Source organism: Rhizobium etli 8C-3 (genome assembly GCF_001908375.1).
Taxonomy (GTDB): Bacteria; Pseudomonadota; Alphaproteobacteria; order Rhizobiales; family Rhizobiaceae; genus Rhizobium; species Rhizobium etli_B.
In genome coordinates this window covers 4017617-4036953 of the sequence record NZ_CP017241.1, presented here as the reverse complement: position 1 = coordinate 4036953, position 19337 = coordinate 4017617, and the positions used below count along the sequence as shown (strand labels likewise).

19 protein-coding genes are annotated in these 19337 nt (G+C 58.8%); 11 read left to right on the top strand and 8 right to left on the bottom strand.

Features of this window, described 5'->3' with window-relative positions; translation table 11 throughout:
• Positions 1–98: 98 nt before the first annotated feature.
• A complete protein-coding gene (locus tag AM571_RS19915) occupies positions 99–1013 on the bottom strand; it encodes a polyprenyl synthetase family protein (RefSeq protein ID WP_074062887.1) in 915 nt (304 codons plus the stop codon).
• 137 nt (positions 1014–1150) lie between these two features.
• Between AM571_RS19915 and mtgA the strand changes: the two genes are divergently transcribed.
• From mtgA to AM571_RS19895, 4 genes are all read left to right on the top strand, one after another.
• Positions 1151–1897: a monofunctional biosynthetic peptidoglycan transglycosylase gene (gene mtgA / locus AM571_RS19910; protein WP_196776339.1), complete on the top strand. Its 747-nt coding sequence runs from the start codon at positions 1151–1153 to the stop codon at positions 1895–1897.
• A gap of 74 nt (positions 1898–1971) precedes the next feature.
• A complete protein-coding gene (locus AM571_RS19905) occupies positions 1972–2619 on the top strand; it encodes a glutathione S-transferase family protein (RefSeq protein WP_074062885.1) in 648 nt (215 codons plus the stop codon).
• Between the two features lie 154 nt (positions 2620–2773).
• Positions 2774–2959 (top strand): 50S ribosomal protein L32, encoded by a 186-nt coding sequence (gene rpmF / locus AM571_RS19900; protein WP_003543812.1) that lies wholly within the window; start codon positions 2774–2776, stop codon positions 2957–2959.
• 144 nt (positions 2960–3103) lie between these two features.
• Complete coding sequence (locus tag AM571_RS19895) at positions 3104–3511, top strand: hypothetical protein (RefSeq protein WP_074062884.1); 408 nt, start codon at positions 3104–3106, stop codon at positions 3509–3511.
• Positions 3512–3514: 3 nt separating this feature from the next.
• Here the strand turns inward: AM571_RS19895 and phaR are convergent, their stop codons facing one another.
• The gene (gene phaR, locus AM571_RS19890) at positions 3515–4087 is read right to left on the bottom strand and encodes a polyhydroxyalkanoate synthesis repressor PhaR (protein WP_074062883.1); all 573 of its coding nucleotides are present in this window, start codon (positions 4085–4087) and stop codon (positions 3515–3517) included.
• A 238-nt stretch (positions 4088–4325) separates the two neighbouring features.
• Between phaR and AM571_RS19885 the strand changes: the two genes are divergently transcribed.
• Positions 4326–5507 carry an acetyl-CoA C-acetyltransferase gene (locus tag AM571_RS19885; protein WP_074062882.1) on the top strand — a complete coding sequence of 394 codons (1182 nt, stop codon included), beginning with the start codon at positions 4326–4328 and terminating at the stop codon, positions 5505–5507.
• Positions 5508–5571: 64 nt separating this feature from the next.
• Positions 5572–6297 (top strand): beta-ketoacyl-ACP reductase, encoded by a 726-nt coding sequence (locus AM571_RS19880; protein ID WP_074062881.1) that lies wholly within the window; start codon positions 5572–5574, stop codon positions 6295–6297.
• 316 nt (positions 6298–6613) lie between these two features.
• Here AM571_RS19880 and AM571_RS19875 read toward each other — a convergent pair whose 3' ends face one another.
• Both AM571_RS19875 and AM571_RS19870 read right to left on the bottom strand, forming a co-directional pair.
• Positions 6614–6880: a YMGG-like glycine zipper-containing protein gene (locus tag AM571_RS19875; protein ID WP_074062880.1), complete on the bottom strand. Its 267-nt coding sequence runs from the start codon at positions 6878–6880 to the stop codon at positions 6614–6616.
• Positions 6881–6904: 24 nt separating this feature from the next.
• Positions 6905–7060 (bottom strand): DUF3309 family protein, encoded by a 156-nt coding sequence (locus AM571_RS19870; RefSeq protein WP_074062879.1) that lies wholly within the window; start codon positions 7058–7060, stop codon positions 6905–6907.
• Between the two features lie 774 nt (positions 7061–7834).
• On the opposite strand from AM571_RS19870, the gene AM571_RS19860 reads away from it, so the two are divergent.
• The 5 genes from AM571_RS19860 to AM571_RS19840 all read left to right on the top strand — a co-directional run bounded on the left by AM571_RS19860 (position 7835) and on the right by AM571_RS19840 (position 14080).
• Complete coding sequence (locus AM571_RS19860) at positions 7835–10927, top strand: helicase-related protein (RefSeq protein WP_074063377.1); 3093 nt, start codon at positions 7835–7837, stop codon at positions 10925–10927.
• Positions 10928–10930: 3 nt separating this feature from the next.
• The gene (locus AM571_RS19855) at positions 10931–11335 is read left to right on the top strand and encodes an RNA-binding S4 domain-containing protein (protein WP_074062877.1); all 405 of its coding nucleotides are present in this window, start codon (positions 10931–10933) and stop codon (positions 11333–11335) included.
• A 194-nt stretch (positions 11336–11529) separates the two neighbouring features.
• Complete coding sequence (fdxA, locus tag AM571_RS19850; protein ID WP_074062876.1) at positions 11530–11868, top strand: ferredoxin FdxA; 339 nt, start codon at positions 11530–11532, stop codon at positions 11866–11868.
• Positions 11869–12267: 399 nt separating this feature from the next.
• Entirely contained in the window at positions 12268–12840 is a 573-nt protein-coding gene (locus tag AM571_RS19845) for a CarD family transcriptional regulator (RefSeq protein WP_074062875.1), read from the top strand.
• A gap of 376 nt (positions 12841–13216) precedes the next feature.
• A complete protein-coding gene (locus AM571_RS19840) occupies positions 13217–14080 on the top strand; it encodes an RNA polymerase factor sigma-32 (RefSeq protein ID WP_022717472.1) in 864 nt (287 codons plus the stop codon).
• A 51-nt stretch (positions 14081–14131) separates the two neighbouring features.
• On the opposite strand, the gene AM571_RS19835 is transcribed toward AM571_RS19840, so the two are convergent.
• The 4 genes from AM571_RS19835 to thiB form a co-directional block, all read right to left on the bottom strand.
• A complete protein-coding gene (locus tag AM571_RS19835; protein WP_074063376.1) occupies positions 14132–15676 on the bottom strand; it encodes a M48 family metalloprotease in 1545 nt (514 codons plus the stop codon).
• Between the two features lie 252 nt (positions 15677–15928).
• Positions 15929–16648: an ATP-binding cassette domain-containing protein gene (locus AM571_RS19830; protein WP_196776296.1), complete on the bottom strand. Its 720-nt coding sequence runs from the start codon at positions 16646–16648 to the stop codon at positions 15929–15931.
• On the bottom strand, positions 16635–18272 hold the full coding sequence (thiP, locus tag AM571_RS19825; protein WP_074062873.1) for a thiamine/thiamine pyrophosphate ABC transporter permease ThiP: 1638 nt from the start codon (positions 18270–18272) through the stop codon (positions 16635–16637). The genes AM571_RS19830 and thiP overlap by 14 nt, the downstream gene beginning before the upstream one ends.
• Positions 18272–19294, bottom strand: a complete 1023-nt coding sequence (gene thiB, locus AM571_RS19820; protein WP_074062872.1) for a thiamine ABC transporter substrate binding subunit — start codon at positions 19292–19294, stop codon at positions 18272–18274. The genes thiP and thiB overlap by 1 nt, the downstream gene beginning before the upstream one ends.
• Positions 19295–19337: the final 43 nt, after the last annotated feature.

Below are 19337 nucleotides of genomic sequence, written 5' to 3'. Positions count from 1 at the left end.
TTCTATAACTCAATATGGAGCAAGATTGTGCGTAATAGCAACCTATTCTATGGCTCAAGGGTGGACACCGTCTGTCCCATCGAACGCCAGGTCCCGTGTCAGCTCCTGCGCGCGGCAATAAAATGCGCGGCAGCAGCGAGCGTCGCGGCTGCATCTCCGTACGCTGCCAGAAGCGTTTTCGCATCCTCGACGTGCCGCCGAAGCTCGGCTTCAGCCCAGTCGATACCATGGAAAGACACAAGCGTTCCCTTGCCGCGTTGCGTGTCCTTGCCGGTTGCCTTGCCCATGGTGGCTGCGTCTGATGTGACATCAAGAAGATCGTCGGCGAGCTGGAAGGCAAGGCCGATCTTTTCACCGAAGGCGCGCAAGCGCTTGCGATCACCGGCTGAAGCGCCGGCGATGATTGCCCCTGCTTCGCAGGCAAAGCGGATCAATGCCCCGGTCTTCATAGCCTGCAATGTAACGATGCCCTGTTCATTCGGCACATCTTTTTCCGCCGCAAGATCGAGTGCCTGCCCGCCGGCCATCCCGCCCAGGCCGGCAGCACGCGCAAGCGCAAGAATCAGCGCCAGCTTGCTTTGCTCCGGAAGCCTGGTCTCATCGTCGGCGATAATGTCGAAGGCGTAGGTCAAAAGGCTATCGCCAGCAAGGATCGCGGTCGCCTCGTCGAAGGCTATGTGCGCCGTCGGCTTGCCGCGACGTAGCTTGTCATCGTCCATCGCTGGAAGATCGTCATGGACGAGCGAATAGCAGTGCACGCATTCCAGTGCTGCACCCACTCTCAAGGCCGCCTGTTTGTCTCCGCCAAGCAGCAGCACGCTCTCCACGACGAGAAACGGGCGAAGGCGCTTGCCGCCGTTCAGCACGGCATAGTGCATCGCCGCCCTCAGGGTTTCAGGGCGGGCTATCTCATCCTCTCGCATGTCATCGGAAAGCAGCACGTCGAGCAACGCCTCGATCTCTTGGGCGTTGGTCTTCAAACGTATTTCGAAGGCTTGGGAGCTCGCGTCCATCCGCGCTCTTTGGCATGAGGAGTGGCGCGGTTGCAACGGAAATGTCGATGCTTACAGCAAGATTTCCTCTGCACTCTGGCCTTCGCGACCGGCAAACGGTATGAGAGCGCAGGGAACAGGTGTTGGGCTTACACGTATTGGACATATCGCCGGAAAGAGAGGACGCCATTGCGATGCCGGCTCATCGCCGTCTGTTCGCTTGGCTGCGGAGCCGGTCGATCATGACGCGCATCGTGCTTGGACTCGCCGGGCTTTTGATCCTGCCTTATGTTCTGATCTTTGTTTACCTCATCCCGTTTATTCACCCTGTCTCGACGCTGATGCTGCATGATCTCGTGCTTCTGCGCGGCTACGACCGGCGGTGGGTCTCCTTGGACGACATCTCGCCGGTTCTCGTCCAGTCGGTGATGATGTCCGAGGATGGTCAATACTGCTTCCACGGCGGGGTCGATTGGGGCGAAATGCAAGCGCTGGTCGCAGACACCCTCGACGGCGAAGCGACCCGCGGCGGAAGCACAATCCCCATGCAGACGGCCAAGAACCTGTTTCTCTGGAATAGCCGCTCCTTTGTGCGCAAGGCACTCGAACTGCCGCTGGCGGTCGCCTCCGACCTCGTCTGGACCAAGCGCCGGCTGATGGAGATCTATCTCAACATCGCCGAGTGGGGACCGGGTATCTACGGCATCGAGGCGGCGGCGCGCTATCATTTCAAGGTACCGGCATCCAAGCTCTCGCGACGGCAGGCAGCGCTTTTGGCCGTTTCTCTTCCGAACCCGATCGACCGGAATGCCTCAAAGCCCCGCCGCGGCCTTCGCACGCTTGCGTCGGTCATCGAGCGCCGGGCGCAAGGTTCCGGCGATTACATCAGATGCCTTTATGATTGAGGCATGAATTATTCATTGGTCGCATTTGCCGAGCGCCGTTAAAGTCGGCCGCAAAACCAATTTGCGGATGGCTCATGGATACCCTTACCCTATATATCGGAAACAAGAACTACTCCTCATGGTCGTTCCGGCCATGGATTGCGATGGAAGCAACGGGCATTCCGTTCGAAGAAATTCTGATCCCCTTTGATTTTCCCGCAGGCAATCCGCGCATCAGGGAAATCTCTCCCACGGGCAGGGTGCCGGTTCTACTCCATGGCAGCCTTCGGGTATGGGAATCGCTGTCGATCATCGATTACGTCGCAGAACTCTATCCCGAGGCGGGGCTTTGGCCGAAGGATCGCGCAAAGCGCGCCGTGGCGCGTTCGGTCTCGATGGAGATGCTTTCGGGTTTCCGGGCGCTCAGGGGCGCCTGTCCGATGAATATCCGGCGCCAACGATCCAGGATTGCACTCGAAGATGGCGTGATGGCTGACGTGCTGCGGATCGAAACCATTTTCCGCGAGTTGAGGGACCGCTCGGGCGGGCCGTTCCTGTTTGGCGGATTTTCGGCAGCCGACGCGATGTTTGCGCCGGTGGTCAGCCGCTTCGATGCCTATGACCTTGTGACTGCCAGCGATACGCTCAGCTATATGTCGGCGCTGAAGGCGCATCCTGCCTGGCTTAAGTGGGAGGCTGCGGCCCGGGCCGAACCCTGGATCGTGGCGGATGACGAGGCCTGAGCTTCAATCCCGCAAATCGCAAAAATTCTGTTTGGGGACTGGTCAACCACCTTCAAGGCATGTATAAGCGCGCAAAATTTCCGAAATCGCGACACGTCCGTTTCGGCCGCCATCTTGGCCGGGAATGTGTCGCCTGTGAATTGGAGTATGTAAAATGGCTGTACCGAAGAGAAAAACGAGCCCGTCCAAGCGCGGTATGCGCCGTTCTGCAGACGCACTGAAGGCTCCGACCTACGTGGAAGACAAGAATTCCGGCGAACTGCGCCGTCCGCACCATATCGATCTGAAGACCGGTATGTATCGTGGCCGTCAGGTTCTGACGCCGAAGGAAAGCGCATAAAGTTTCAAGATTCTGGCACAGCCAGGATTGAAAAGGCCGGCTTCAAACGCCGGCCTTTTTGCTTTTGAGCACTATCGCATTTCCGTGTCTTGAAGTGGTGCTGTGATCGCTGCAGTATTCCTGTCGAAAAGGGGGCATGCTGAAATGATCGCTGTAATACCGCTGATGGTAATCCCGTTTATTCTTTACAATTTGACGATGGCCGGTTTGATGGGTGGCGGAGGCATTCCCGCGCTCCAGAACGACATCATCGTGCTTTCGATGATCTCCGGTGCGATCTGGAGCATGGCGCTCGGCGATCTCTTCATCGTCGTGGCGCTGGTCATCCTGTTCTTCGAGATATTGAAGGCCACCCGCAATGGATCCGGCAGCCTTGTCAATCACATGCTGTCGATGCTGGTCTTCATCGCCTTTCTGGTCGAGTTCCTTCTCGTCCAGGACGCTGCGACACAGGTCTTCTTCATCTTGATGACGATTGCACTGATCGACGTGATCGGCGGGTTTGCGGTCTCGATCCGCAGTGCCGGGCGCGATGTTTCGATTGGGCTTTGAGGCTTAGAGGTTGTCGAGCTTGTTCTGCAGGGCGCGCAGTTGTTCCTTCAATTCGTCGATATCCTTCGCCTCGGCCTTCTTCGTTTCCTTGGCAGGAGGGGTCATGAAGGGAGAGAACATCTGCATGGCCTTTTGAAACATCTCGGTGTTACGGCGGACCTGGTCCTCGACCATCTGCATCGGCAGCTGCAGGTTCTTGCCGAGCGGTGATTCGCCGAAAGCGCGCGTCACCTGTTCGCGCATCTGCGCCTGTTGTTCGGTGAAGGCGCGCATGGAATGTTCAAGGAAGCTTGGAACGACCATCTGCATCTGATCGCCGTAATAGCTGATGAGCTGGCGCAGGAAGGAAATCGGCAGCAGCGTATTGCCGGTCTTTGATTCCTGTTCGAAAATGATCTGGGTCAGTACGGAATGTGTGATGTCATCACCGCTCTTTGCGTCCTGTACCGTAAAATCCTCTCCCCTCTTCACCATCTCCGCCAGATCTTCCAGCGTCACATAGGTGCTGGTGCCTGTATTGTAGAGGCGGCGGTTGGCGTATTTCTTGATGACTATTTGACCCTCGTTCTTCGCCATATCAGTCTCCTGAACCCCGTCTGATTGTCATGGATATTCCTCCGTAACAGACTGTAGACGCAAAAGAAGCTCGGTGACAATCTCTTTGTGCGATGCGGCAACCCCTTTGAGAAAAGGGATAAATCGCATATTCGCAAGCCGTAAAGAAAATCGCCGCAATTGCCTTCCCGTTTGACTTAGGGCTGAAGCTTTGCCAGTTTCGACCTATGTAAGCTGAAGGAAAAACGAGGAGGCCTTTATGAGCAGTTCATCCATCGTCATCGCCAGCGCGGCCCGTACGGCGGTCGGCTCTTTCAACGGTGCATTCGCCACGGTTCCAGCGCATGAGCTTGGGGCTGCCGTCCTCAAAGCTGCGCTCGAACGCGCAGGTGTCGATCCAGCCGAGGTTGACGAGGTTATCCTTGGTCAGGTGCTGCAAGCAGGCGAAGGCCAAAATCCGGCGCGCCAGGCGGCCATGAAAGCGGGCGTTCCGAAGGAGGCTACAGCCTGGGGCGTCAACCAGCTCTGCGGTTCGGGCCTTCGCGCGGTTGCTCTTGGAATGCAGCAGATCGCAATGGGGGACGCAAAGATCATCGCAGCCGGGGGCCAGGAATCCATGTCGATGGCTCCCCATGCCGCCCATCTGCGCAGCGGTACGAAGATGGGCGACATGAAGATGGTCGACACCATGATCAAGGACGGCCTGACGGACGCTTTTTACGGCTACCACATGGGTATCACCGCCGAGAACGTCGCCCGCCAGTGGCAACTTTCCCGCGACGATCAGGATCAGTTCGCGGTCTCCTCTCAGAACAAGGCCGAAGCGGCCCAGAAGGAAGGTCGCTTCAAGGATGAGATCGTTCCCTTCGTCATCCAGACACGCAAGGGCGAGGTGACGGTGGATGCGGACGAGTATATCCGTGCCGGTGCAACGCTCGATGCGATGGGCAAGCTTCGTCCGGCTTTCGACAAAGAGGGCACGGTGACGGCTGGCAATGCGTCGGGCCTCAATGATGGCGCGGCAGCGGCGATACTGATGACGGAAGCGGAGGCCGCAAGGCGCGGGATCCAGCCGCTGGCACGCATCGTTTCCTGGGCGACGGCTGGTGTGGATCCTCAAGTCATGGGTACGGGCCCGATCCCTGCGTCGCGCAGGGCGCTGGAAAAGGCTGGCTGGTCCGTCGGCGACCTCGACCTGGTCGAGGCGAACGAGGCCTTTGCCGCCCAAGCTTGCGCCGTGAACAAGGATCTTGGCTGGGATCCGGCCATCGTCAACGTCAATGGCGGCGCAATCGCGATCGGTCATCCCATCGGTGCATCCGGAGCGCGGGTTCTCAACACGCTGCTTTTCGAGATGAAGCGGCGCAATGCCAAGAAGGGACTAGCAACACTTTGCATCGGCGGCGGCATGGGTGTGGCCATGTGCTTCGAGGCACTTTGAATAGCAAGCAATAGATATTGAAGAATGCCTGATCAAAGGCGAATGACCGAGAGGGGAGCGAAGCATGAGCAGAGTGGTTTTGGTCACTGGTGGCACGCGCGGCATCGGTGCCGCCATTTCGATGGCACTTCGGAATGCGGGCTATAAGGTCGCCGCCAATTATGCCGGCAACGACGAGAAGGCCAGGGCCTTCCATGACGTCACCGGCATCCCGGTCTTCAAGTGGGATGTTTCCGATTACGTCGCTTGCGGAGAAGGTGTCGCAAAGGTGGAGGCAGAGCTCGGCGGCATCGAGGTTCTGGTCAACAATGCCGGCATCACGCGCGATGCAATGTTTCACAAAATGACGCCGCAGCAATGGCATGAGGTCATCAATACGAACCTTACCGGCCTTTTCAACATGACGCACCACGTGTGGGGCGGGATGCGCGACCGCAGCTTCGGACGCATCGTCAACATCTCGTCCATAAACGGCCAAAAGGGTCAGATGGGCCAGGTGAACTATTCGGCCGCAAAGGCGGGCGATCTCGGCTTTACGAAAGCACTTGCCCAGGAGGGCGCAGCAAAGAACATTACCGTGAACGCCGTCTGCCCTGGCTATATCGGCACGGAAATGGTCCTCGCCGTTCCCGAGAAGGTGCTCAACGAGCGGATCATTCCCCAGATTCCCGTCGGGCGTCTTGGCGAACCGGAGGAAGTCGCGCGCTGCGTTGCATTTCTCATCTCCGACGACGCCGGCTTTATAACCGGCTCGACCCTTTCGGCCAACGGTGGGCAGTTCTTCGTTTAGTTGCTGCGCGCACGCCTGATTTTTACCCTGACTGGTACTCTTTGCCGACGCATGTCGCCGCCGGAAAGCGCGCCAGAGGCGGTCATGAGAAACGCTGACGCAACCAGAACGGCGACAGCGGTATTCAAGATGATCTGGGCCATGGGAGCATTCCTTTGCGTAAACGGCAATCGTTGCCGTGCTATGGAAGGAATATGCGCCTCATCGCATTCGTGGAGTAGATTTGACTTTCGCGACCGATCGTCAACATGCTGTTGACGACGCGCAACAAAAAACGGGCGCCGACGCGCCCGTTTCCATTCCGTCCCGCCAATACTTAGTAGCTTCGCGGGCAGCGTGCTTCGTAGCGGCGGCCATATCGGTCGCGATAGACGCAGTAGCCGCGCCGTTCCACGGACTGGCCGATGAGAGCGCCAGCGAGGCCGCCAGCCACTGCACCGACGGCAGCGCCGCCCCAGCTATCGCTCACAGCACCACCAATGATTGCACCGGTACCAGCGCCAATGGCCGTCCCCCTCTCCGTCGGCGTGCAGGATGCAAGGGCGCCCACAAGGGCGCCTACAATCGCAATTTTTTTCATCATGACTTCACTCCCAGTTACCTGCCGTTAGATCCGGCCCATTAAGACAAGAATAATAATAATGATGAGAACTAGCCCCAAACCACCGGAAGGTCCATATCCCCAACCACGGCTGTATCCCCAGTTCGGGAGAGCACCAATCAAAAGCAGAATAATGATAATGAGAAGTATCGTTCCGAGCATGTTGCGATTCCTTCAACTCATCGTGAGTCCGAATGGACAATAAACACGCAACCGCCATTTTTGTTCCCGGCTAAGCTCCGCAATATGCAAAACGATCAAGGTCTTCTGCTTGAGACACTGTTCGAGAAAACCTCAAGCGTTAACGGGGACTGTCGATGGCAGCGCCGAGCAAGCAACGCTCTGCAATGTTTCTGTGGTTAAAATTCAATTACAATACAACATCTTGTGGTGAACGAACCGGGAAAATTACGATGTCGCTGATTCGTCAGCGATTCGTTCCGGATTTGATCGAGGTGTTAATCCGATCGCGTGAAGGCGCTGGTCGGATATGATCCGGCTTCCGAAACCGCAAGCATCGTCACCGTTGCGATCCGCCGCCCGAAAGTTCCGGATGGGGCCGGAGCATCTATTCCGGGCAGTTTGCCGGCGATTTCTCCTCGACGTCTGTTCTTGGCAAAAACCTTGACCCAAGCGGCGTTTTCGAGCTTTGCAGGCTCTGATGCCGATTCAGCATCTAGTAGGAAAAACCGATTCAAAACCAATACTTAGCCGTGAACAAAAGCTGAATCACCGCGAGTCACCGATTCGTCGCTGATTCGTTCTCACGCTGTTCCGAATCCTAAAACAGTCACTTAGCGGCATTTCCTGAATCAAGTTTGCAGCTCATTTTAAAAAACGGCCCTTGCGTTTGGCCGGGCGGCTGTCCATGTGTTGTCTGCTTCGGAAACGTAAGCGCACTTGACCACGAGGCTCGCCGCCTCACTTGCATGGACAATGACACTGACATCGCAGCCCATGATACGGAGCGGGCGCGGCGTGACCGCGGTGCTCGGCCCCACCAATACGGGCAAGACCCACTACGCCATCGAGCGCATGGTAGCGCACGGCACCGGCGTGATCGGCCTGCCGCTGCGTTTGCTGGCACGTGAAGTCTATACGCGTGTCGTCGAAAAGGTGGGAGTGCAAAATGTTGCCCTGGTGACCGGCGAGGAGAAGATCTCGCCGCCGACTGCGCGCTTTTCGGTTTGCACGGTCGAAGCCATGCCGCGCGAAACCGGGGCCGCCTTTGTCGCGATCGATGAAGTCCAGCTTGCAGGCGACCTCGAGCGCGGCCACATCTTCACCGACCGTATCCTGCATTTGCGCGGCCGCGACGAAACGCTGCTTCTCGGCGCCGACACGATGCGGCCGATCCTGCAGCAACTGCTGCCGGGAATCACGGTCGTTGAGAGGCCGCGGCTTTCGCACCTCATCTACGCGGGTCAAAAGAAGATCACCCGTCTTCCTCAACGCTCGGCTATCGTCGCCTTTTCGGCAGATGAGGTCTACGCCATTGCCGAATTGATCCGCCGCCAGCGAGGCGGTGCTGCGGTTGTCCTCGGTGCTTTGAGCCCCCGCACCCGAAATTCTCAAGTTGCGCTCTATCAGGCCGGCGATGTCGAATATCTCGTCGCAACCGATGCGATCGGCATGGGTCTCAATCTCGATGTCGATCACGTGGCATTTGCGCAGGACCGCAAATTCGACGGCTACCAGTTCCGCAATCTCAATCCTGCCGAACTCGGCCAGGTTGCCGGACGTGCCGGCCGCCACGTCCGTGACGGCACATTCGGGGTAACAGGCCAGGTGCACCCGTTCGATGAGGAACTGGCGCAGCGGATAGAGGCGCACGAGTTCGAAAATGTCAGAGTCTTGCAGTGGCGGTCGAAAGAGCTTGATTTTTCGTCGATACAATCATTGCGGGCGAGTCTTGAACGGCCGCCGAGCGCTGAAGGTTTGACGCGGGCCTTGCCCGCCGTCGACCAGCAAGCGCTTGAACATCTGACGCGTTATCCGGAAATCATTGATCTGGCTACAAATCCGCAGCGCGTGGAGAAGCTTTGGGAAACTTGCGCGCTGCCCGATTATCGGCGTATCACCCCAGCACAACATGCCGACCTGATCTCGACGCTCTTTTCCGATCTTGTGCGCTATGGCACGGTGAACGAGCAGTTTCTCGCCGAGCAGGTGCAAAGGGCCGATCGCACGGATGGCGAAATTGACACGCTTTCGGCGCGAATCGCGCAGATAAGAACATGGACTTATGTGTCGAATCGACCCGGATGGCTTGCCGATCCGACACACTGGCAGGAAAAGACGCGGGAAATCGAGGATCGATTGTCCGATGCGTTACATGAAAGGTTGACGAAACGCTTTGTTGATCGCAGGACATCTGTGCTCATGAAGCGCCTGAGAGAGAATGCGATGCTGGAAGCTGAAATCAGTGTGAATGGCGATGTCTTTGTTGAAGGACATCATGTGGGGCAGTTGTCCGGATTCCGGTTTACCCCAATTTCGGGTGCGGACGGTTCGGACGCCAAGGCGATCCAAACGGCTTCGCAAAAGGCGCTTGCCCTGGAGTTCGAGGCACGCGCCGCGCGCCTCCATGCTGCAGGCAACAGCGATCTGGCGATCAGTGCCGACGGCCTCATCCGGTGGCTTGGCGATCCGGTTGCGCGCCTTGCTGGCAGCGAGCACGTCATGCGTCCTCGCGTCATCCTGCTTGCCGACGAACAGCTGACCGGAAACGCGCGCGAGCACGTCGCTGCCCGCGTCGAGCGCTTCGTCAATCACCACATCAGCATGGTCTTGAAGCCGCTCGATGATCTCTCGCGTGCGGAGGATCTGCAGGGCCTTGCCAAGGGCCTCGCCTTCCAGCTCGTCGAAAATCTCGGCGTGCTGTTCCGCCGCGATGTGACCGAAGAGGTGAAGTCGCTGGATCAGGACGCTCGCGCTTCCATGCGCCGATATGGTGTTCGCTTCGGCGCCTACCACATTTTCGTCCCGGCGCTTTTGAAGCCGGCTCCGGCTGAGCTCATCACGCTGCTTTGGGCCCTCAAAAATGACGGGCTCGAAAAACCTGGCTACGGCGACCTCATTCCGGTGCTGGCGGCAGGCCGCACGTCCGTCGTGACCGATCCGGGCTTCGAGCGCACGTTCTATAAGCTCGCCGGCTTCCGTTTTCTCGGCAAGCGCGCCGTTCGCATCGATATTCTGGAACGGCTTGCCGACATCATCCGTCCGTTGCTGCAGTGGAAGCCGGGCCAGGCGAACCGGCCCGAAGGCGCTTATGATGGCCGCCGCTTCACGACCACCACCGCGATGCTCTCGATTCTCGGCGCGACGCTGGAGGACATGGAAGAGATCCTCAAGGGTCTCGGCTACCGTGCCGATGCCGTGACGGCCGAGGATGCGGCAGCTCATCTTGCTACCCAGGATGCTTCCACGACCCCGGCAGCCGAAACCTCTGGCGAAGAGGTCGCCGACAAGGCCGATCACGACGATGCCGACAGCACATCGGAAGAAGCGGCTTCCGTGGCGCCGGCTGCAGAAGAAAAACCTGCTGTCGAACCGGCGGCGGCCGAAGCATCCGCGGCCGAACCTGCAGAAGCGGCAGAGCCTGTCGAACCGAAACCTGTCCTGCTGTGGCGCCTTGGCGGACGCAACGACAACCATCGTCAGGCACGCGGTGCGGGGGAACGTCGCGGCGGGGACCGTCAGCAGCAGGGCAACCGCCGTCAGGGCGGGGGTGAAGCAGCAGAAGGCAATCGTGGCGAAAGCCGGGACGGCAAACGCCACGAACGCGGCCGCGACGCAGGCAAGCCGAACCAGGCCCGTGGCGATCGCAACGAGCAGCGGGGGGATCGTCAAGATCGCGGCGACCGCAAGGATCGCAATGACCGCAAGGATCGCAACGACCGAAACAACAATCGCAACGGCTCGCAGCCGTTGCGCTTCGAGGCAAAGCCGCCACGCAAGGAAAAACCGATCGATCCGGATTCTCCTTTCGCAAAGCTCGCTGCCTTGAAGGAGCAGATGAAGAAGTAGCCGATGAGCGGGGAGACACAGCCAGGAAGCGGTTCGCGTCAGCGCATCGACAAGTGGCTGTTCTTCACGCGCATGGTGAAATCACGCTCCCTGGCGCAAGGCCACATCCAGTCGGGCCACGTTCGCATCAATGGCGAGCGCGTACAACAACCCAGCCAGACGGTGAAGGCGGGTGACCGCGTCGAGCTGGCGCTCGATCGACGGGACGTGGTTCTGATCGTGAAGGCATCGGGCGAGCGGCGCGGGCCATTCGAAGAGGCAAAACTACTTTACGAGGATCTGACGCCGCCCCAAGGTGAGACAAAACGTCTCACCCCCTACGAGCAGGCCGTCCGTTCGACCGGCGCCGGCCGGCCGACAAAAAAAGAGCGGCGCGCAGTAGACAGGCTGATCTCGGACGAGGATTAGAAAACTCTGTCCATCAGGACCTGATCGGCAGATCGTTTATTCTTGAAATTCGACCACAAAGCCGATACGTCACAGTCAACTTGCCGGACAGTGTGCTTGCCGCCAAAGCCTGTCCACGCTGTCCTCCGGCCAGGGGAAAGGCGCGACGTTCCAGGTTGCCCGGCCCCGCTTGCGTAAAAATCCTGGAGTTCTTCATGACCTATGTCGTGACCGACAATTGCATCCGCTGCAAATATACCGACTGCGTCGAAGTCTGCCCTGTCGACTGCTTCTATGAGGGCGAAAATTTCCTCGTCATCCACCCGGATGAGTGCATCGACTGCGGCGTCTGCGAACCGGAATGTCCTGCCGAGGCCATCAAGCCGGATACAGAGCCTGGGCTCGACAAGTGGCTCAAGATCAATGCTGAATATGCCAGCAGCTGGCCCAACATCACGGTCAAGAAAGAACCGATGGCGGAAGCCAAGGAGATGGACGGACAGCCCGGCAAGTTCGAGAAGTACTTCAGCGAAAAACCAGGTTCGGGCGATTGACGATTATCTGGCCGGCAGAGGGTTGAAAACGGAGCCGAAGCCGAGCGTAAACGTTTATAAAATGATGTGTTGATATGGGTGCCATGTGTGGCCCGCATGACTCATGTTAAGCAAATTATTGATTTCCTCATATTTTTATGATAGGTTTGCCATACTGATCCATTTGAGGCACGAAGCGTGCCCAAAACCACCACGAAAGCAAAAGAAATCCGTACGCGGTTCCCCGTGAGATATCAACGCCTTGAGCTGTTCGATCATTGATCGCGCGCAGGGAGATCTTTTGCTTCTGTCTGGTGGGACCAGAGTGAAGTCACCCGACGGAGCTGATCCGTCTCATCCGGGCCTGACTGACCCGGCTCCGGCCGCTGCCGGACGCGTAACAGGGAGTTTTTGATTAGCATGACGATCCAGCAGAAAAAACCTTCAGCAGCACGCCACGGCTTCAAGACCGGTGAATCGATCGTATACCCCGCTCACGGCGTCGGTAACATTACGGCCATCGAAGAGCAAGAAGTCGCCGGCATGAAGCTCGAGCTTTTCGTTATCGATTTCGAGAAAGACAAGATGCGCCTGAAAGTCCCCGTTGCCAAGGCAATGAGCATCGGTATGCGCAAGCTTTCAGAAACCGATTTCGTCGAGCGCGCCCTGAAGGTTGTGCAGGGCAAGGCACGTGTCAAGCGTACCATGTGGTCCCGCCGTGCACAGGAATATGATGCCAAGATCAATTCCGGTGACCTGATTTCCATCGCAGAAGTCGTTCGCGATCTCTATCGCGCTGACAATCAGCCGGAGCAGTCCTATTCCGAGCGTCAGCTCTATGAAGCGGCACTCGATCGCATGGCGCGTGAAATTGCGGCCGTGAACAAGATGTCTGAAACCGAGGCTGTCCGTCTCGTCGAGATGAATCTCAACAAGGGTCCGAAGCGCGGCAAGGCAATCGAAGAAGACGATTCGCAGGACGAAGCCGCTTGATACTGCCTTGTTTTCCTTAATAAAAAGCCCGGCCCACGTGCCGGGTTTTTTTATGGAACTTTTTCCGCTCAGCCGCGTTTAGACACAGAATGTGCGGATTGCATCAGGAAATAGCTGCCTGATCGAACGTTCGCATTCCTGTCAACGTTCGATGAGGAGCGGATCATGCCTTCCACAATTTGCCAGGCCGGCAACTTGAAGAAAGAGGTCCACCCTTACCTGCCTATGACAAAGAGATAGGGCCTCCTCCTGAAAAATCCAGGAGCGGGGCCTTTTATGCATTCACACACTGGATTTGATCCGGGCGGGCTTGGTCCGGGAGTAACCTGTTTGTTTTCTTTCAAGGGCGCGAGGCCTGATTTTTTAGGAGACCGATATGAAGAACATGTCTGCAGACCGGCGCATGATCAAAATCGCCATGGCGGCTCCCTATCTTGCTCGTGAAGAAGAACATGATCTGGCCATTCGCTGGAAGGACAATGAGGATCGCGGCGCCCGCAACCAGATCGCGATGGCTCACATGCGTCTCGTCATTTCGATGGCGGGCAAGTTTCGCAATTTCGGTCTGCCGATGAGCGATCTTGTCCAGGAAGGTTATGTCGGCCTCCTCGAAGCGGCTGCCCGCTTCGAGCCGGAGCGTGAGGTACGCTTTTCCACCTACGCAAGCTGGTGGATACGCGCATCGATCCAGGATTACATCCTGCGCAACTGGTCCATTGTCCGCGGCGGTACGAGCTCCGCCCAAAAGGCTCTCTTCTTCAATCTGCGCCGTCTACGCGCCAAACTTGCCAGAGGCGACTCGCATCTTACCCTTCAATCCATCCATCAGGAGATCGCTGCTGCCCTGGGTGTCAGTCTTGCCGACGTCCAGACGATGGATGCGCGCTTGTCCGGCAATGACGCCTCGCTGCAGGCGCCCTCGGTTTCCGGCGATGCCGACAGCGCGGAGAAGATGGATTTCCTCGTCAGTGACGATCCGTTGCCGGACGAGCAGGTTTCCAACATGATTGACGGCGAACGTCGCCGCATCTGGCTGACATCGGCGCTGAAACATCTCAACGAGCGCGAGATGAAGATCATTGCGGCACGCCGCCTTGCCGAAGAAGGCGCAACGCTCGAGGAACTCGGGGCCGATCTTGGAATCTCCAAGGAACGCGTCCGCCAGATCGAAAGCCGCGCCATGGAAAAGTTGCGCAGCGCTCTTGTCAGTGCCGATCCCCACATGGCGGCTCACGCCTAAAGCTCTTACTTCCAGCAGCACGAACTGGCCCGGCGAAAGCCGGGTTCTTTTTTATTCGGAAATGATCTTCACGCGGTCGCCTGGCGAGACAGTGGCGCCCGTTGGCAGGGCATTGATCAGCTTGAAGAGATCGAGTTTGCGATCCGTGCCTAGCATACGCGCCGCCAGCGTTGCGACGTTTTCGCCGGGACGCACGCTGATGACCCGGATCCTCAGAGGCTTCAGCGTTGCCGCCTCCTGCGGTGTCATGCGGCGGAAGCTGGCCCGCAACACCTCTGCTGTCTGCTGCAAGGCGGCACTGCCCTTTGGAACCGCCGTCAGGAAGCGGAAGATCTGCGAATTATTGCGCACCACGGTCACGTCGAAATCCCATCGATCCGCGGTTGCACGGGCCGTTGCCGCTTCCATGCCGTTGACGGTGATCGGTCGGATCGTCGAAGGATCGAGGCCGGTGACCCAGCCGCTCGATATATAGTTTGTCAAGCTTTGGTTGTCGCTGTCGGCAACGCCGTCGAAGCGGATGGCCACGTCTCCCGGCCCGGTTGCCATGACGGCCTCGACCTTATTGTCGATGCTGAAATCCGGCGGCACGTCGAAGCGAATGCCGAGACCGCCGTGCAGGAAGGTCTGGCCGCGAACATAGCCCTCCTCCGGACTGTCGCCATAGAGAAGACCGTCGATGCCATCGAGATAATAGCCCCGGCCCTTGTCACCGACCGTCCCTTCCTGGCCAAAGGCGCGGGCGTGATTGCGCGCAAGATCGATACGCTGCACCGAGTTCGGGTGGCTCGAAAGGAAGTCCAGGCTTTGGTCGGCCTCGGGATCGGCGGACATGAAGCGGCTATAGGCCGCCATGGAATCGAGGAAGCGAGTGGCGGCGTAAGGATCGTAGCCCGCTTCGCCGAGCATGCGGACGCCGATCACATCGGCCTGCAGTTCCTGCTGGCGCGAGAAGGCGGCGAGACGCAGCTTGCCGCGGGCAAGCGCCTGCTTGCCGGCGATGTCGCTCGACAAAACCTCGGCCACCACGCGGCTCGCAATGACCTCCGCCTCTTCGCGCTTCTGGCGTTCGATGCCGTGATTGGCCGTAACGTGGCCCATTTCATGCGACAGCACGGCGGCGACCTCGGAAGCGTCGTTGGCAAGCGCCAGCAGCCCACGGGTTACATAGAGATAACCGCCCGGCAGCGCGAAAGCGTTGATTGCAGGCGAATTCAAGATCGTGATTCGGTAGGACTGGCTCGGATTCTCCGATACCGCCGTCAGCGCACCGGCAATGCGCGCAACGAGGCGTTCAGTCTTGGCGTCCTTGTATTCGCCGCCGTAGCTGGCAACGATACGCGGATGTTCGCGCGCGCCCATGGCGGCACGCGGATCATTCTTTTGCACTTCATCGACGATCTGCGGGCTGGAAGAGGGAGAGACCGTCGGCTGATAGGATTGCTCGAGGATCGACTGGCAGCCATTGAGCGCGACTGCCGCCGCAGACACCAGCAGCGCATGGCGGCTCCACCGGTATGGCGCAGAAAACACGTCACTGGAGGGCACAGGGCGTTTCCACGTCGTCATGCTGTCCAGCCTGGCTCTCCGAGTCATCTTGCTTTTCGGCCGGTTTGCCGCATGTCCGATCCGGCCGCTTCCAACGGGGTTCAACAGTCGTCCATCCCGGTTCTCGCACTGCAAAGCGGGAAGACACACGCTACTGCTGTAACTGATTTCCGCATCGGTTGCATAGCGAGACTCTGTTTAATTGTAGCGCCGTTGTATTTTAGCAAGCGTGGCGTCCAACGGTGGATCTTTCGCTCGGATGAAATTGTGGCGAAAGTGCCATCGCAATTATGAGATTCGTCAACCGTGCAGAAATCGCCTCAGCGCGGGCATATCTTCCCGCGCGAGATACTCGGTGAGTGGCGCGGCAAGAACAATCGCGCCTTTATCGATAAAGACGCCGAAATCGGCGATGCGGCGCACTTCGTCGGGATCATGCGAAACGATGATCACCGTGTTTTCGGTCTCCATGTGCAAACCAAGCAGCAGTTCGCTCATGCCTGCGCGCAGGCCCGGGTCAAGTGCTGCAAAAGGTTCATCCATCAGCAGAACGGCGCGCTTTCGCACAAGCGCGCGCGCAAATGCGGCTCGCTGCCGTTCTCCACCGGAAAGCGTTGCGGGCATTCGGCGTTCGAAACTGGCCAGGCCGACCTTCTCAAGCGCCCGGGAAATTTCTCTGCGATCTTCGGCGCCAAGCTTCAACGCCGGATCGATTCCCAGTCCGATATTGGTAAAGACATCCAGATGGGCAAAGAGATTGTTGTCCTGGAAGACGACCGAGACTGGACGTTCGGCCGGATAGGCGGCCGTTACATCGGCACCGTGCATCAGGACGCGGCCGCTGTCAGGCCGTTCAAAACCGGCAAGGAGATTGAGAAAGGTTGACTTACCGGCGCCGGAAGGGCCGCTCACCGCGACGATCCGGCCGGCCGGCAGACGGCAATCGAAACAGAAGGCGTGCGTGCCGAGCACCAGGCGCACGTCCTGCATTTCGATCTCGTCCTGATCAGCGCTCGCCATCGCCATTCTCCCGTCTCGGCTCGCCGGCCGTTCCGGCGATTGTCAGCAGCAGGCAAATGAGACCGAGGATCAGCGCAAGGCCGTCGGCATCGTTCGTCCGGTAGCTGCCCATGCGGCTGTAGATGAGCCAGGGCAATGTGACAAAGCCTTCGGAGCCGAAGAGGGCAACGGCCCCGAGATCGCCGAGCGAGAGCGCCATGGCGAACGACAAGGCGGTGAGCAGCGGCTTCTTCAAGGCCGGCCAATCGATGAATCTCAATCGAGCTAGGCTTGTAATCCCAAGGCTTGCGGCCAGTTTCTGCGTCCGGCGCTGATGCACGAGATAGGCCGGCTCCAGCACGCGCATGACAAAGGGAAGTGCCATCAGCATATTGATGAGAACGACGAGCAGGGCCGCAAAGCGCGTCGCATCGCCGAAAGCACGCAGTGCCATGAACCAGCCGGTTGCCAGTACGATTGGCGGCACGAGCAGGACCATCGACGATGCGCCGCCCATGGCTGAAAAAAAGATCCTGTCGGCAACGTCGCGCCGCCTCTTCGATACGATTGCATGCCGGGCACGAATCATGGCCATCGAAAGGACGATCGAGAAGAGGGCCGCCGAAAGCGAGATCGCAAAACTCATCCCGGCTGACTGCCAGAAGATCGGCTCCTGCAGCAGCTTTATGAGATCGGCGTCCAACCCGGCGGCGATGATCGACACCAGCGGAAGGCCGAGGAAAAGCACGGCGATCAGCAAGAGCAGACCGTCGGCCAGTCTGGCGCGCGGGCTTTTGCCATCGAGCCGCTTGATGCTTCTGCCTTCGGTAAGGCCCTCATCTCCGATCCGCGGAATAAATGCCATCGCACCGAGGATCATCGCCGTCAGCGCGATCTGAAGGAGCGACAAGGCGATTGCGCGGCCGGGGTCGAAATCGAAACGGAGCGACTGGTAGATCGCGACCTCGATCGTGGTTGCTGCAGGGCCGCCACCGAGGATCAGCACCAACGTGAAGCTGGTGGCGCACAGCATGAAGATCAAGCCGGCTATCCCGGGAATGAGCTGGCGGATCGCCGGCCATTCGACAAACTGGAAGACCGAGCCGGACCGCATGCCGAGGCCGCTTGCCATCAGCCAGTATTCGGCGGGCACGCGTTCGAGACCTGCAAGCATCAGGCGACAGGCAAGCGGCAGGTTGAAGAAGATATGGGCGAGAAGGATGCCGGTCAGCCCATAGATGCTGACCGGTTCGTCGAGCCCGACCTTCATCAGCAGCGAGTTCAACATCCCCTGCCTGCCCCATATCCCGATCAAGCCGAGTGCTCCGATCAGTACCGGCAGCCCCATGGGAACCGCCATCAGACGGACGATCCACACCCGCCCGGCAAAATGCGGCTGGCGGGCGAGCGCGCGTGCGACCGGAATCGCAAAGGCGATGGAAAGTGCGGTCGAAAGCAGCGCCTGCAGCATCGTGAAGCGCAGCACACGCAGAATATAAGGATCGAGAACAATGCCGAGGATTGCCGCGCTGCCCCCGGAAAAAAACAACGAGACCGCTGCAAGGCCGACAAAGAGCGCGATGGCGGCGAGGCTGATTGCCCCGCCGGTCAATGCACGCCGTCGTTCGGCTGCGGTCTCGAGCATCAGTTCATGCTCATCGCCGCAAGCCACTCGTCGATCCAGGCCCTGCGGTTCCTGGCGACTTCGTCGGGGCTCATCAGGAAGGTCTTTGCCGGATTGACGAGCGCGCTGAAGGCATCCGGCAGCGGCGTGGACGTTGCGGAAACGGGCATCATCCAGTTGTTCGTTGGGATGGTATCCTGGAAGCCCGGCGTCACCATGAACTTCAGGAAGTCGCGGGCGAGATCCTTCTCGGGTGCATTCTTCAATAGGCCAGCGACCTCGATCTGGATATAATGGCCCTCCGAGAAAGCTGCGGCCTGGTAGCGATCGGTATTTTCAGTCACCATGTGATAGGCAGGGGATGTGGTGTAGGACAGCACCATCGGCGCCTCTCCCTTGGTGAACAGGCCATAGGCCTCCGACCACCCGGGCGTGACGGTCAGGATGCGGTTCTTGAGCTTGTTCCAGGCTTCCGCCGCCTTGTCGCCGTAAATCGATTTGACCCACAACAGCAGGCCGAGGCCCGGCGTCGAGGTTCGTGGATCCTCGATGACAATCTTTTGCGAAGGATCACCTTCGACCAGATCCTTCATGCTCTGAGGCGGGTGCTTGATCGTTTGCCTGTCGTAGATGATCGCGAAGTGACCGTAGTCGTATGGAACGAAGACCTCGTCCACGAAGCCGCCCGGCACCTTGAGCGCGCTGACATCGACGCCGCTTGCGTCGAAAAGGCCGGTCTCCTTGGCTTCTGTCACGAGGTTCGTGTCGATGCCGAGGACGACGTCAGCCCTGGTGGAAGCTCCCTCGAGCTTCAAGCGCGAAAGCAGCGCGACGCCGTCGGCAACACTGACGAAATTGACCGTGCAACCGCATGTCTTTTCGAAAGCGGCCTTGACTTTCGGGCCGGGTCCCCATTCGGACGTGAAGCTTTCATACGTGTATATGGTGAGTGTCTTTTGCGCGGCGTGCGCGGCAGACACGCCGAGCGTCGCGGCGAAAAACGCTGCGGTCAGCGAAGGGATAATCGATGTGCGGCCGGACATGGCGCGCCTCCTCCTTGGGTTACTTTTGAACGGGAAAAGGGCG

Excerpts from the sequence above, each read along its gene's own strand:
- AM571_RS19915 (WP_074062887.1), bottom strand. The coding sequence starts at position 1,013 with ATGGACGCGAGCTCCCAAGCCTTCGAAATACGTTTGAAGACCAACGCC.
- AM571_RS19905 (WP_074062885.1), top strand. The coding sequence starts at position 1,972 with ATGGATACCCTTACCCTATATATCGGAAACAAGAACTACTCCTCATGG.
- rpmF (WP_003543812.1), top strand. The coding sequence starts at position 2,774 with ATGGCTGTACCGAAGAGAAAAACGAGCCCGTCCAAGCGCGGTATGCGC.
- AM571_RS19895 (WP_074062884.1), top strand. The coding sequence starts at position 3,104 with ATGATCGCTGTAATACCGCTGATGGTAATCCCGTTTATTCTTTACAAT.
- phaR (WP_074062883.1), bottom strand. The coding sequence starts at position 4,087 with ATGGCGAAGAACGAGGGTCAAATAGTCATCAAGAAATACGCCAACCGC.
- AM571_RS19885 (WP_074062882.1), top strand. The coding sequence starts at position 4,326 with ATGAGCAGTTCATCCATCGTCATCGCCAGCGCGGCCCGTACGGCGGTC.
- AM571_RS19880 (WP_074062881.1), top strand. The coding sequence starts at position 5,572 with ATGAGCAGAGTGGTTTTGGTCACTGGTGGCACGCGCGGCATCGGTGCC.
- AM571_RS19875 (WP_074062880.1), bottom strand. The coding sequence starts at position 6,880 with ATGATGAAAAAAATTGCGATTGTAGGCGCCCTTGTGGGCGCCCTTGCA.
- AM571_RS19870 (WP_074062879.1), bottom strand. The coding sequence starts at position 7,060 with ATGCTCGGAACGATACTTCTCATTATCATTATTCTGCTTTTGATTGGT.
- AM571_RS19860 (WP_074063377.1), top strand. The coding sequence starts at position 7,835 with ATGACACTGACATCGCAGCCCATGATACGGAGCGGGCGCGGCGTGACC.
- AM571_RS19855 (WP_074062877.1), top strand. The coding sequence starts at position 10,931 with ATGAGCGGGGAGACACAGCCAGGAAGCGGTTCGCGTCAGCGCATCGAC.
- fdxA (WP_074062876.1), top strand. The coding sequence starts at position 11,530 with ATGACCTATGTCGTGACCGACAATTGCATCCGCTGCAAATATACCGAC.
- AM571_RS19845 (WP_074062875.1), top strand. The coding sequence starts at position 12,268 with ATGACGATCCAGCAGAAAAAACCTTCAGCAGCACGCCACGGCTTCAAG.
- AM571_RS19840 (WP_022717472.1), top strand. The coding sequence starts at position 13,217 with ATGAAGAACATGTCTGCAGACCGGCGCATGATCAAAATCGCCATGGCG.
- AM571_RS19835 (WP_074063376.1), bottom strand. The coding sequence starts at position 15,676 with ATGACTCGGAGAGCCAGGCTGGACAGCATGACGACGTGGAAACGCCCT.
- AM571_RS19830 (WP_196776296.1), bottom strand. The coding sequence starts at position 16,648 with ATGGCGAGCGCTGATCAGGACGAGATCGAAATGCAGGACGTGCGCCTG.
- thiP (WP_074062873.1), bottom strand. The coding sequence starts at position 18,272 with ATGCTCGAGACCGCAGCCGAACGACGGCGTGCATTGACCGGCGGGGCA.
- thiB (WP_074062872.1), bottom strand. The coding sequence starts at position 19,294 with ATGTCCGGCCGCACATCGATTATCCCTTCGCTGACCGCAGCGTTTTTC.